General features: G+C 51.3%; 9 protein-coding genes. 6 read left to right on the plus strand and 3 right to left on the minus strand.

Annotated features, from left to right (window positions below):
- Positions 1 to 69: 69 nt before the first annotated feature.
- The gene (gene tgt / locus ACTS3T_RS12380; protein ID WP_462935044.1) at positions 70 to 1,182 is read right to left on the minus strand and encodes a tRNA guanosine(34) transglycosylase Tgt; all 1,113 of its coding nucleotides are present in this window, start codon (positions 1,180 to 1,182) and stop codon (positions 70 to 72) included.
- A 121-nt stretch (positions 1,183 to 1,303) separates the two neighbouring features.
- On the minus strand, positions 1,304 to 1,753 hold the full coding sequence (locus ACTS3T_RS12385; protein ID WP_462935045.1) for a hypothetical protein: 450 nt from the start codon (positions 1,751 to 1,753) through the stop codon (positions 1,304 to 1,306).
- Between the two features lie 283 nt (positions 1,754 to 2,036).
- Between ACTS3T_RS12385 and cobS the strand changes: the two genes are divergently transcribed.
- The 3 genes from cobS to sbcD all read left to right on the plus strand — a co-directional run bounded on the left by cobS (position 2,037) and on the right by sbcD (position 8,180).
- Positions 2,037 to 2,786: an adenosylcobinamide-GDP ribazoletransferase gene (gene cobS / locus ACTS3T_RS12390; RefSeq protein WP_462935046.1), complete on the plus strand. Its 750-nt coding sequence runs from the start codon at positions 2,037 to 2,039 to the stop codon at positions 2,784 to 2,786.
- A 41-nt stretch (positions 2,787 to 2,827) separates the two neighbouring features.
- A complete protein-coding gene (bchH, locus tag ACTS3T_RS12395; RefSeq protein ID WP_462935047.1) occupies positions 2,828 to 6,631 on the plus strand; it encodes a magnesium chelatase subunit H in 3,804 nt (1,267 codons plus the stop codon).
- Positions 6,632 to 6,878: 247 nt separating this feature from the next.
- Positions 6,879 to 8,180 carry an exonuclease subunit SbcD gene (sbcD, locus tag ACTS3T_RS12400; RefSeq protein WP_462935085.1) on the plus strand — a complete coding sequence of 434 codons (1,302 nt, stop codon included), beginning with the start codon at positions 6,879 to 6,881 and terminating at the stop codon, positions 8,178 to 8,180.
- Here sbcD and ACTS3T_RS12405 read toward each other — a convergent pair.
- Positions 8,177 to 9,082, minus strand: a complete 906-nt coding sequence (locus tag ACTS3T_RS12405; RefSeq protein ID WP_462935048.1) for a M48 family metalloprotease — start codon at positions 9,080 to 9,082, stop codon at positions 8,177 to 8,179. The genes sbcD and ACTS3T_RS12405 overlap by 4 nt on opposite strands.
- A gap of 325 nt (positions 9,083 to 9,407) precedes the next feature.
- On the opposite strand from ACTS3T_RS12405, the gene ACTS3T_RS12410 reads away from it, so the two are divergent.
- The 3 genes from ACTS3T_RS12410 to ACTS3T_RS12420 all read left to right on the plus strand — a co-directional run bounded on the left by ACTS3T_RS12410 (position 9,408) and on the right by ACTS3T_RS12420 (position 13,599).
- Complete coding sequence (locus ACTS3T_RS12410; protein WP_462935049.1) at positions 9,408 to 10,823, plus strand: circularly permuted type 2 ATP-grasp protein; 1,416 nt, start codon at positions 9,408 to 9,410, stop codon at positions 10,821 to 10,823.
- 78 nt (positions 10,824 to 10,901) lie between these two features.
- Positions 10,902 to 11,891, plus strand: a complete 990-nt coding sequence (locus ACTS3T_RS12415; protein ID WP_462935050.1) for an aldo/keto reductase — start codon at positions 10,902 to 10,904, stop codon at positions 11,889 to 11,891.
- 325 nt (positions 11,892 to 12,216) lie between these two features.
- Positions 12,217 to 13,599: a nicotinate phosphoribosyltransferase gene (locus ACTS3T_RS12420; protein ID WP_462935051.1), complete on the plus strand. Its 1,383-nt coding sequence runs from the start codon at positions 12,217 to 12,219 to the stop codon at positions 13,597 to 13,599.
- Positions 13,600 to 13,670: the final 71 nt, after the last annotated feature.

Below are 13,670 nucleotides of genomic sequence, written 5' to 3' on the forward strand. Positions count from 1 at the left end.
ATGACTTGACCTCTTCAACACAAGATTAATAATTGCGATAGATCTTAACATGAACCGAGAGCCGAAACTTTAAGGATTTGTCGCCGTCGGTTGGAGCCACTCAGCAAACTCTTCCGTAAAGCGATCGCTCAAAATAGCCGCTCGAATTCGCTGGGTAAAGCGAATTAGCTCTGTAATGTTGTGAATTGACAGCAGCGTAAACGCCAAAATCTCATGGGCGTGAATCAGGTGGCAAAGGTAGGCACGGGTAAAGTTTTGACAGGTATAGCAGGGGCAGTCGGTATCTAGGGGAGTAAAGTCTGTGCGAAAGCGAGCGTTTTTGAGATTCCAGCGATCGCCTGCAACTAACGCTGCTCCATGACGGGCTAGACGCGTGGGAATAACACAGTCAAACAAGTCAATACCAGCGGCGATCGCCTGTGCCATCTCCCGGTAAGTGCCCACCCCCATCAAATAGCGCGGTTTGTCTGGCGGCAAAAGCGGCGTCGTTGCTTGCACAATTTTTTCAATTAACGCGGGCGGTTCACCCACACTGACGCCGCCAATGGCATAGCCAGGTAGATCAAAGGCTGTGACCGCCCGCGCCGCCGCCTGCCGCAGATCGAGATGAACCCCACCTTGAACAATGCCAAACAAAGCCTGGTCAGAACGCTGGTGAGCTTTAACACAGCGTTCTAGCCAACGGTGAGTACGCTCAGTAGCGACTGTCACGGCAGCTTTGTCAGCTGGGTACGGAGGGCACTCATCAAAGGCCATAATCACGTCGGCACCTAGATGATTTTGAATCTCCATCGACCGCTCAGGGGTCAAATGAATCATGCTGCCATCACGCGGCGATCGAAACGTCACCCCTTCATCCGAAATGGAGCGCATTTTACTCAAGCTAAAGACCTGGAAGCCGCCCGAATCTGTCAAGATTGGCCCTGACCAAGCCATAAATCGGTGCAATCCCCCCGCTTGAGCAACAATCTGCTCTCCTGGCTGGAGGTGAAGATGATAGGTATTAGCCAGCACCATCTCAGCCCCCGCTTCTTGCAAGTGGACTGGGGTTACGGTTTTAACGTTAGCCAGCGTACCCACGGGCATAAAGCGAGGCGTATGCACCGGGCCATGTGGAGTCGAAAAAATACCCACTCGCGCCTGGGTATGACAACAGCGAGCCTGACAGTGAAATGAAAACAAAGTTAAAAAGTTAAACAACTAGACTGACATAGCAAAAGGCTGTGCCAGCAAAGCACAGCCTGCAAACTGATTAAATCAGAAAGTGAGCGTTTGAGCAGACTACCCGCAGGGTCAAGGGCTGCTAGGTGGAAAAATTATCGTCATCCATACAAACATCCCAACTGGCAGAAAGCGCTTCAGCTACCATCGCTTCTAAAGCAGCCGCGTTGAGGTTACGAGCAGTTTGCTCTTGTAGCGGATTAGAAAGGGGAAACAAACAAAAGCGGCGGCTTTCTTGCACCAGGGTTAAGCAAGCCTGCTGGTCGCTAGAACGGCTGAGTTCCAAGTAATCAAAACTTTGAACGTTAATGTATAGCGTATGATTGGCAACTAGGGTAGACTGTTGCGGATCGTTGAAAACTTCTAAAACATAACCTTCTCCTTCGCTCGTTTGGTCGTCATGTTCATAAACATAGCGGACACGCCCAAGGTCACCCAGTAACCTTTGCATATCCGTTTTGTTGACGACAACACCTGTATCTACGAGACAAGGTGCAGGTAAGCTTGTGTTGCCAATGGGGTCGTAGCTCATAAATTTGTAGGAATGCAGCTGTTAAGCGAACTCGGCATTCAGGGTCAACGATCTGTAGTTGGGTCTAAATCCACGATAATCGAATTTTGCCGTTTGATCCCTTATAAATAGTTTTTTGTTAAGTGGGATACGTTAATTGTGACAATTACGATAAGTTAGTGGACTCAGCCAAAACACTGAAACTCTACCTAGTTTTATACTCTGCTGCTTTGAACAATCACCCCTCAAGGGGTTGAATCTACGGTTGAAACTAAGCTTCACACGTTACTAAGGCAAAACTTTTGTGCATCGATGGATAGCTCAAATAGGCGGTGCCATTCTCTTTTACACTTCAATTCCGCTGCCCAACGGCTCGTTTGATTTTTCTAGAATTGCGCGATTTGCGCCTTTTGTAGGGTTGCTGATTGGCGCGGGGTTAGGATTTGTTGACTTCAGCTTTGGCTGGCTAGGACTTCCGGTACTGACGCGAAGTGTTTTGGTAGTAGCTTTCTGGCTGGTTATCACCGGGGGACTGCACTTAGATGGCGCGATGGATACCGCTGATGGACTGGCGGTTCTAGATCCGCCTAGACGGCTAGCGGTGATGGCTGACAGTGTGACAGGTGCCTTTGGGGCGATGACAGCAGTTGTGATTATAGGCTTAAAGGCAGCCGCTCTGAGTGAGTTAGCAACAGGGCAGTGGCTAGCCTTGATGACGGTAGCGGCTTGGGGACGCTGGGGACAGGTGGCCGCGATCGCCTTTTATCCCTATCTCAAACCCACTGGGAAGGGCGCTTTTCACAAACAACATATGCACTACCCCTGGGACTTACTGCCAGGGATAATTGCCCTCATCCTTCTAGGGGTGGGGCAATGGGCGATCGCCCCTGGGCAGGGCTGGCAGATTTTAGCTAATCATCTAGCTGGCTTTGCGATCGCCCTTTTGACAGGAGCTTGGTTTAACTACAAGCTAGGCGGTCACACAGGAGATACCTACGGCGCAGTAGTGGAGTGGACGGAGGCGTTGTTGTTGTGCTGGATGAGTCGGGGGTAATCGCACTAGGATAAAGATGAATCCATCTAGCCTCTCAACCTATGGCGCAAATTGTCCTAATTGCGGGGTTTGAGTCGTTTAATGCTGAGCTTTATCGGCAGGCGGCAGAGTTGGCGCGATCGCGTTGCTCAGCGTTAGAGATTTTTGTGTTTAGCGATCGCGACCTCATCCAGCAACCTGACGCTGTGGAACGGGCGTTGAAAGCGGCGGATGTCTTTTTTGCTAGCTTGATTTTTGACTATGATCAGGTGCTTTGGCTACGCGATCGCGCTCAGACTATCCCGATTCGGCTGGTGTTTGAGTCGGCGTTAGAGCTGATGGCGCTAACGCGACTGGGTAAATTTGCCATTGGCGAAAAGCCCAAGGGTATGCCCAAGCCCGTGCAGTTTATCCTCAGCAAGTTTGGCAGTGGTAAAGAGGAAGATCGTCTGGCGGGTTACCTGAGCTTTTTGAAAGTTGGCCCGAAGCTGCTGAAGTATATTCCGGCGCGTAAAGTTCAGGATCTGCGTAACTGGCTGATTATCTACGGCTATTGGAATGCGGGCGGTGCCGAAAATGTCGCGGCGATGCTTTGGTATCTGGCTGAGCAGTATTTGAGCTTAACAGTGGGTGAAATCCCCGCTGCAATTGAGATCCCAGCAATGGGTCTGCTGCATCCTGACTACCCAGGCTACTTTGAATCTCCCAGCGCTTATGTGGATTGGTATGAACGTGCCCGCGAAGGTTCGCAAACTGCTGAGGTAAAACGCCCTACGGTTGGCATTTTGCTCTATCGCAAACATGTGATTACAAAGCAGCCCTATATTCCCCAACTGATTCGCCGCTTTGAAGCCGCCGGATTAAGACCGCTGCCAATTTTTATCAATGGGGTTGAAGGTCATGTGGCAGTACGCGATTGGCTGACGACGGCCTATGAACAAGCGCAGCGGGCTGTGGGTCGGGTAGAAACGCCTTCGCTCTCTTCAGCGGCTGCACAGGTAGACGCGATTGTCTCGACGATTGGCTTTCCGCTGGTGGGGGGGCCTGCTGGGTCGATGGAAGCGGGACGCCAAGTAGAAGTAGCTAAGCGAATTTTAGCGGCCAAAAATGTCCCCTATCTGATCGCTGCGCCGCTGTTAATTCAAGATATTCACTCTTGGACACGGCAGGGGATTGGTGGACTGCAAAGTGTAGTGCTCTATGCCTTGCCAGAGTTGGATGGGGCGATCGATACTTTGCCGCTGGGCGGACTTGTTGGCGACAACATTTATCTGGTGCCAGAGCGAGTAGAGCGTCTGATAGGTCGCTTGAAAAAATGGGTTGCCCTGCGGCAAAAACCACCTGCTGAGCGTAAGATTGCGATTATTCTCTACGGTTTTCCACCCGGTTATGGGGCGACGGGCACAGCGGCTTTGCTAAATGTGCCTCAGTCTTTGTTAAAGCTGCTGCGATCGCTGCAAACCCAAGGCTATAGCGTGGGTAATTTGCCGGAAACGGGAGAAGCCCTAATTCAGCAAGCCAAGGCCGCTGATGACGCTTACCCTAGCCCGGATTCTTCTCCAGGGACGACAACGGCCTCGGTGGCAACCTTAGAAAAATGGCTGGGCTATCTGTTAACTAGCCGGATAAAAAAGCAGTGGAAATCGCTCACCGACACGGGCATTCGCACCTTTGGGGAAGACTATCTACTTGGTGGGGTGCAGTTTGGCAATGTTTGGATGGGCGTACAGCCGCCCTTAGGGGTTGCAGGCGATCCGATGCGGCTAATGTTTGAACGCGATTTGACACCCCATCCTCAGTACGCCGCGTTTTATCAGTGGTTGCAAAATGACTTTCAAGCCGATGCCTTGATCCACTTTGGTATGCACGGCACAGTGGAATGGTTGCCGGGTTCGCCGTTGGGTAATACGGGTTATTCCTGGTCTGACATTTTGCTGGGCAACCTGCCCAACCTCTACATTTATGCGGCCAATAATCCCTCAGAATCAATTTTGGCCAAACGGCGCGGCTATGGCGTTTTGATTTCTCACAATGTGCCACCTTATGGCCGCGCCGAGCTGTATAAAGAACTGGCCGTGCTGCGAGAGCTAATTCAGGAATACCGCGAAGATCCGCACAAGAATGCCCTGCTGAAAGAAGCCATTCTGAAGAAAATTACCGACAGCGGTTTGTACACTGACTGCCCTTTGGCCGAAGCGAAACAACTCGGTATTGAATTTACACCTGAAAACGCTCAGCTATTTAGCAATGCGGTGCTGGATCGCTACTTCGTTCAGCTCTATGCGTATCTTCAGGTACTTGAAAATCGCCTATTTTCGTCCGGGCTGCATGTGTTAGGAGACTCACCCAGTCCTGAAGATTTAGAAAGCTATCTCAGTGCTTATTTTGACGATGCCTTGCCCCTAGAGGTTTTGCAGGCGATTAGTCGCTATGCGTTGCCAACCGCGCAAACGACGACTCAACCTCAGGCAGCGACGACCGAGATTATCAATCAGTTTTATCGAGCGGCTACAGACGATTACAAAAATCAGGTTTTGCGACCCAAGATTACGGAAGCACTTGAGATTTGCGATCGCCTCGCCCAAACCCCCGACGAACTGACGAACTTACTGCGGGGGCTAAATGGAGAATATATTCCGCCAGCACCGGGGGGCGATTTGCTACGCGATGGGCCGGGGGTGCTACCAACTGGACGCAACATCCACGCGCTTGACCCCTACCGCATGCCCTCACCTGCCGCTTATGCCAGAGGCCAAGCGATCGCCCGCAAACTGATCGATCAGCACCGGGCTGAACATAACACCTATCCCCAAACCATCGCTGTCATGCTGTGGGGCTTGGATGTGATTAAAACACGCGGCGAGTCCATTGGTATTTTGCTAGAGCTAGTGGGGGCAGAGCCGATTAAAGAAGGCACCGGACGGATTGTACGGTACGAGTTGAAACCGCTTGCAGCGCTAGATCATCCCCGGATTGATGTACTGGCGAATCTGTCGGGCATTTTCCGCGATAGTTTTGTCAACATTTTGGAGCTACTAGACGATTTGTTTTGCCGTGCGGCTGAGGCGGATGAACCAATTGAGCAAAACTTTATTCGCAAACACGCTCTAGAGTTACAAGCGGAAGGGATTGAGAATTCTGCCGCCCGACTGTTTTCTAATCCGGCGGGTGACTATGGCTCTTTGGTGAACGACCGCGTGGTGGATTCTAATTGGGAGTCGGGGGATGAACTGGGGCAAACCTGGCGCGATCGCAATGTCTTTAGCTATGGACGGCAGGATAAGGGGCAAGCCCGTCCAGAAGTGCTAAACACCCTGCTCAACAGCACCGATCGCATTGTGCAAGAAATTGATTCAGTCGAGTATGGACTTACCGATATTCAAGAGTATTACGCCAATACCGGAGCGCTTAAGCAAGCCGTTGAGCAAAAACGGGGCCAGAAAATCACCGCTAGCTTTGTAGAAAGCTTTGCTAAAGACAGCACCCCTCGCAAGCTAGAAGACTTACTGCGGATGGAATATCGCACCAAGCTCCTCAATCCCAAATGGGCGACGGCAATGGCGGCACAAGGCTCTGGCGGAGCCTACGAAATCTCTCAGCGAATGACAGCGCTAATGGGCTGGGCGGGAACTACCCGCTTTCAAGACAATTGGGTCTACGACCAAGCCGCTGATACTTATGCTTTTGACGCGGAGATGGCTCAGCAGCTACGGCAAGCTAATCCTGAAGCGTTTCGTAACATCGTCGGGCGGCTGTTAGAAGCCCACGGACGGGGCTATTGGCAGGCCAATCAAGCAAAACTAGAGAAGCTACAAAATCTTTACGATATGGCCGATCTAGCTTTAGAAGGGGTGGGTACAGAATAAGACAGGTGAGAGAACCTCTCGCTTGGCCTTTGTTAACTGCCCAAAACTACGGCAAGTGGCGCTGTGTTCGCCTGCTACTGCAATGGATGGTTCAACTCACGACAACCTCAAATTTTCTGAGCATTTTCAGCTAGCGTTGCTTGCAGGTATATTAGCCACCAATAGCGGTTTGCTTTTGTTAGAGCGGCGTTGGGTACAAGCGTACCATGCTACGCTAAGCCTGTACGGCCTATCAGAGCGATCGCCGATGATACGGATTCTGCACCTTTCCGACATTCACATGGGCAGTGGCTTTTGCCACGGACGCCTTAACCCAGAAACCGGGTTAAACACGCGCCTAGAAGACTTTGTAGCTACGCTGAGTTTGTGTATTGATCGCGCCATTGCCGAACCCGTTGATCTGGTGCTCTTTAGTGGGGATGCTTTTCCGGATGCAACGCCGCCACCAATTGTGCAGCAAGCCTTTGCCAGCCAATTTCGTCGTTTAGTAGATGCAGAAATTCCTACGGTGTTGCTGGTTGGCAATCACGATCAGCACGCTCAAGGGACGGGGGGAGCCAGCTTGTGTATTTATCGGACGCTGGGGGTGCCTGGTTTTGTTGTCGGCGATCGCTTAACCACCCATCGTATAGAAACGTCAAATGGCGTAGTGCAAATTATCACGCTGCCCTGGCTAACGCGATCGACTTTGCTAACTCGACCTGAAACAGACGGGCTATCAATGGCCGAAGTCAACCAGCTATTAATTGATCGGCTGCGCGTAGCTTTAGAGGGAGAAATTCGTCGTCTAGATCCAGACCTGCCGACTGTTTTGTTAGGGCATCTGATGGCTGATACGGCTTGTTACGGAGCCGAACGCTTTATGGCCGCAGGCAAAGGCTTTACTGTTCCGATGGCCTTACTGACGCGAGACTGCTTTGACTACATTGCTTTGGGTCATGTTCACAAGCACCAAATTTTAAGCGAATCTCCTTTGGCGCTTTATCCCGGCAGCATTGAACGGGTTGATTTTAGTGAAGAGAAAGAAGACAAAGGTTACGTGCTAGTGTCGCTGGCGCGGGGCGCTACGACAGCCGAATTTTGCCCCTTGCCTGTACGACCCTTTAAAACAGTGAGCGCCGATCTTTCTAAAGCCGACGACCCGCAGCAAAAGCTGTTGCAGGCGATCGCAGCTACTGACATTGAAGAAGCTGTTGTCCGGTTGATTTACAAATTGCGATCGGAGCAAATCGAGCAGATTGACAACGCTGCCATTTATGAGGCTCTCAGCCTAGCGCATACCTACACGGTGCAAGCCGAGTTTGTCAGCCAGCTAGCCCGTCCGCGCTTACCAGAACTCAAAGCCGAAAGTACACTAGAGCCCTTAACGGCTCTGCAAACCTATCTAGCCAACCGCGAGGATCTCAGCGGCTTAGCCAGCGAAATGCTAGCCGCCGCCAATGCCCTATTAACAGCAGAACCGAGCCTAGTTACAGACTCGGTAGCCCAACCACAAGATACTCTGCTGCAGGAATTTGATTTAACTTCGCAGCAATTGCGGCTGCTCTAAGCAGCGGAAGCGGGATAGCTCGACAGGTTAGGTACCTGCTGTTGCTGTAATTGCTGAGCGATCGCCTGTAGCCGCTTAATTCGTTCTGACGTTAGTGGATGCGTCCGAAAGAGCGCCTGTAACCCAGAAGCCGAAATAGGATTGATAATCAGCAGCGGCGACATTGCTGGGTTGCCATGCATAGGAATTTGACTGCCCATCTCTTCGAGCTTCTCTAAAGCGCTAGCCAAGGCCAAGGGCGTGCCAGTTATGTCAGCGGCACCTGCATCAGCCGCGTATTCCCGCGTCCGCGAAATCGCCATTTGAATAAGAGCAGCGGAAATGGGAGCCAGCACAATCAAAAACAGCAAAGCTAGCGGATTTGGCCCACGGCGATTGTCGTAGGAGGCAGGCATATACAGCGTGCCAAAAGTCAAAATGCGACCCAAGAAAGTAATCGCCCCGGCTAACGTACCCGCAACTGCTTGGGTAAGGGTGTCGCGATTGCGAACGTGGGTTAGTTCATGAGCCAGTACCCCCGCTAGTTCCTCTCGCGAAAGTAACTGTAAAATCCCTTCTGTCACCGCAATAGCAGCATGGTCTGGATCGCGCCCGGTCGCAAACGCATTGGGTGATTGAGTTGGCACGACAAAAATTTTAGGCAGAGGCAGTTCGGCGCGATCGCAAAGCTCTGCTACCAAATCATAAAGTTCAGGAGCTTGTTGCCGAGCAATAGGCTGAGCCTGATAAGCGGCTAGGGCTGCTTTATCGGAATAATACCAGGAGCCAAAGCTAGTAATGGCCGCAAAAATCAGCCCCAAAATTAACCCCTGCTCATTGCCGACTAAGTAATAGCCAATCAAAACAATTAAGCCACTGAGCAAGCCTAGTAGAGCCGCTGTTCTAACCTGATTACCTAACATACGTTTTTTGAAAAGATTTAAGCATAACTTTATCTAATTAGCTTTTCAGCTTTTTCAAACTTTGCCGTCGTCCAGGGGGCTGAAATTAGACTCTATCGCCAGAGGGGTTAAACCCTGAGGTGTTTAGACTAAACAGTTTGTACCAGAGTTTAATGCTAAGGATTAAGATCATCTAATTTTTTCCCTGGAGCCAGGACAACTGCCGCTGATCAGCCTACTGAGTGCTCTGGCAGCGGCTACCTTCGGACTTTGAACAGGTTTGGCAAGCTGGCGACCTGGCAAAACAGCTATCAAAAATTCATCCCTTCAAAAGAACCTTAAAGTTATGACAGTAAGCCTCGATAAACCCAAAGCTATCTACAACGAATACTTTACGAGTACGGGTCACCCCCGACCTGAAATTGCGGGTCTAGCCGAATGGTTAAAGCAACTGTCGGCTGAACGGCTAGCGCAGACAGAAGCTGCCGCAGAGGACGCCCTCAAAGACTTAGGTGCAACTTTTGTCGTCAATGGCGAAGAGCGAATTTTACCCTTCGACATTTTGCCTCGCGTTATATCAGCTCAAACCTGGCAAACGTTAGAAAAAGGCTTAAAGCAGCGAGTCGCTGCCCTTAACCGCTTCTGTGCCGACGTTTACGGAACGCAGCACATTATCCGCGATGGCAAAATCCCGCGAGCGGTTGTAGAGTCTGCGGCTCATTTTCTGCCAGCGTGTATGGGGCTACGCCCACCGGGAGGGGTTTGGTGCCATGTTAGTGGTACTGATCTGGTGCGCGATGCCGACGGTCAGTGGTACGTCTTAGAGGATAATTTGCGGGTTCCCTCTGGCATTGCCTATGTGTTGAAAAATCGGCAGGTGATGGAGCGAATTTTGCCGCAGCTTGTAGCCCAGTTTGACCCAGAGCCGATTGATCACTATGCGGCACCGCTACGCCAAGCTCTGGTGGCTGCCGCTTTTGTAGACGATCCGGCGATCGCTGTTTTGACACCTGGCCCGCATGAGTCAGCGTATTTTGAACATGCTTTGCTAGCCGAACAAATGGGAGTAGCCTTGGTTCGCCCCCAAGATCTAGCAATCGCCAATGGCTATTTGCATTATCGCAGCGATCGCGGCCTCAGCCCAATTGACGTGCTTTATCGCCGGGGTGATTTGCCTTTGTTTAATCAGTTTCAACCAGAAGGCTATGCATCTGGTGTAGCCGCTCTGATTGAGCTTTGCCAAGCCAGACGCTTAGCAGTGGCTAATGCGATGGGTGCAGGCGTAGCTGACGACAAAGTCATTTATGCCTATGTGCCCGATATGATTCACTACTATTTGGGCGAAGAACCGATTTTGCCGAACGTACCAACTTATCTCTGCTGGCAAGAGCGCGATCGCCAGTATGTGCTAGAACATCTCGATCAGCTAGTGGTGAAAGCAGCCAGCGAAGAAGGCGGACGCGGTATGATGATTGGCCCTCATGCCACCCAGGCAGAGCGCGAAGAATTTGCCGCTAAAATTCGGTCGCATCCTAGAGACTATATGGCTCAGCCGACCCTCTCTCTCTCTCAAATTCCGACGGTAATTAACGGTCAACTAGAAGGCCGTCATGTCGATTTGCGGCCTTATGTGCTGCACCAAGGAGACAGTATCTACGTTCACCCAGGGGGCTTAACTCGAGTAGCGCTCAAAAAAGGATCGCTGGTTGTGAACTCAACCCAGGGCGGCGGCAGCAAAGATACCTGGGTCCTTAAGCGGTAGGATCAAAAGAGCAAGACAGACGCTCTCAGTGATGTCAGTGCTCGCCTACCTGCTGTTTTCTGAATCAACTTAGCCCCTATGGTTAATCCAGAATCCATTTCTTCGCCGCCTTTACCTGTGATGGGCTGCGGTACCTGGGCTTGGGGTAACCGTTTGCTATGGGGGTATCGCCCAGAGATGGATCAGCAGCTACAGGCTGTATTTGATTATTGTGTCGCTCAGGGAGTCACCCTGTTTGATACGGGTGACTCTTACGGCACCGGGCGACTCAACGGACGCAGTGAGCAGTTGCTGGGTCAGTTTGCTCAAGCTTACAGAGGGCCGCATCAAGCCACGATTTGTCTGGCGACCAAGCTAGCGGCTTATCCCTGGCGGCTGAGCGCTAAAGCTATGTTTGCAGCCGGACAAGCTTCGGCAAAACGGCTCGGACGCCCCATTGATTTGGTGCAGATGCACTGGTCTACGGCCAACTATGCTCCCTGGCAAGAGTGGCCGTTGTTAGACGGGCTAGCTGATCTCTATGAACAAGGTCTAGTCAAAGGGGTGGGCTTATCTAACTACGGCCCTCGGCGATTAGAGCAGGTGCATCAGCGGCTGGCTGACCGTGGCGTCCCGATTAAAACCCTGCAAGTGCAGTATTCGCTTTTGTCTACCTACCCGGTGACAGAGCTAGAGGTTAAAGCAGTTTGCGATCAGTGGGGAATTCAGCTAATTGCTTATAGCCCTTTGGCACTAGGGTTACTCACAGGCAAATATAGCTTAGATGGCAAGCTGCCTAAAGGACTGCGAGGTTTTTTGTTTAGAAATTTGCTACCGGGAATTCAGCCAGTGCTGAATTGTCTACAGGCGATCGCCGCTGAACGACAAAAAACAATGGCTCAAGTAGCCCTCAACTGGTGTATTGGCAAAGGAACTCTACCCATTCCGGGAGCAAAGTCACTGCAGCAGGCAAAACAAAATACAGGTGCGTTAGGCTGGCAGCTCACCGCCGGAGAGATGGCGGAGTTAGATCAGGCGGCGGACAGTACGGACAAAAAAATGGTGCAAAATATTTTTCAAACAAAATAATACAGTCTTCAATTTATTTGAAATTCCACTATAAATAGATATAACCTATCAGCCTATTTGGCAAAAACGTGGCTGGCTAGCAAAGACGGCTATCGTCTGTTATATCCGCTTAGTTTCTGAGCCACTTATCGCTGTCACCCCAAGCGTTAAGCCTGCAACTGCTGCAAGCCGCTGCTAGAAAAGCTTTCCTTTTGCGCTCAGCCTTCTATCTTTGGTCATCCCCTAAGCTTATGCCATGAAGAATTGATGAACTTATCGGCGATCGCCTGGAAACAAAGCCAATATTTTTGGTTAAAATAACCATAAGTCGTCCTACTTTTTCCTTATGAAGAGTGCAGCTTTACAGGTTACTCCCAATGAGTATGGCCTGCTGACCGATCTCTATCAGCTTACGATGGCGGCTTGCTATGCGGGCGAAGGCTTAGATCAGCGACGAGCTAGTTTTGAGTTGTTTGTCCGTCATTTGCCCGATCGCTTTGGCTATCTAATCGCGATGGGTTTAGCGCAAGCGCTGGAGTATTTAGAAAATTTTCGCTTTGGGGCTGAGCAAATTACGGCATTACAAGCTACTGGCATTTTTCAGCATGTCCCCGATCGCTTTTGGCAGTTGCTCAGCGAAGCTCAATTTACGGGCGATGTGTGGGCTGTTCCTGAAGGTACCGCTATTTTGGCTAACGAGCCGCTATTGCGGGTAGAAGCGCCCCTTTGGCAGGCTCAAATAGCCGAAACTTACCTGCTTAACACCCTCAACTATCAAACCCTCATTGCTACCCGCGCGGCTCGTATGCGAGATGTAGCAGGCCCTCAGGCCAAAATTCTAGAATTTGGTACGCGACGAGCTTTTAGCCCGCAGGCTTCGCTGTGGGCGGCTCGCGCCGCGATCGCCGCTGGTTTTGATGCGACCTCTAACGTGCTAGGAGCCCTGCAACTAGGAGAGCAGCCCACTGGCACCATGGCTCATGCGCTGGTGATGGCGCTTTCTGCGCTAGAAGGTAACGAGGCTAAGGCTTTTGCTGCTTTTCACCGCTATTTTCCGGGGGCACCGCTCTTAATTGACACCTACGACACTGTCGCCGCCGCCCGCTACCTGGCCGACCAGGTAAAAGCAGGCCAGCTAGAACTAGCCGGGGTACGCCTCGACTCGGGTGATTTAGTCGAGCTATCACAAACGGTGCGATCGCTTTTACCGCCCGATGTGGCGATTTTTGCTAGCGGCGACCTCGACGAATTTGAAATTTCGCGTTTGCAGCAAGCTGGCGCTAGTTTAGATGGCTATGGCATTGGCACTAAGCTAGTGACCGGATCGCCCGTCAATGGAGTTTACAAAATTGTTGAAATTGACGGCATCGCCGTGATGAAAAAGTCGAGTGGCAAAGTCACCTACCCTGGACGCAAACAAGTTTTTCGCCGTTACCAAGCAGGGCAAATTATCGGCGATCGCTTAGCGCTCATGGATGAAATGCCTGCAGCTGATGAAAGACCGCTTTTGCAGCCAGTGATGCAGTCAGGGCAACGCCTCAGCGACGATGACAGCTTATCTACCATTGCTCAGCGTACCGCTCAAACATTAGCCAGTTTACCCGCCACGGCTCGGCACCTAGAGCAGCCTACCTCCCCGCCTGTCTCCGTCTCTAAAGCCCTAGAAACGCTGACCACCGAAACCCGCCAGCGGCTCAGTGGCGCTGCAACCGTCGAAAGCCGATCTTGAAGCTGAGTCGTCAGCCCTGAGCAGTCCTTACCAGCAAATTTGTTAATAATAAACTGCTGTCTGGCAATCGC

Source organism: Almyronema sp. (assembly GCF_052168255.1).
In the GTDB taxonomy this organism is placed as follows: Bacteria; Cyanobacteriota; Cyanobacteriia; order Phormidesmidales; family Phormidesmidaceae; genus Sphaerothrix; species Sphaerothrix epifaneia.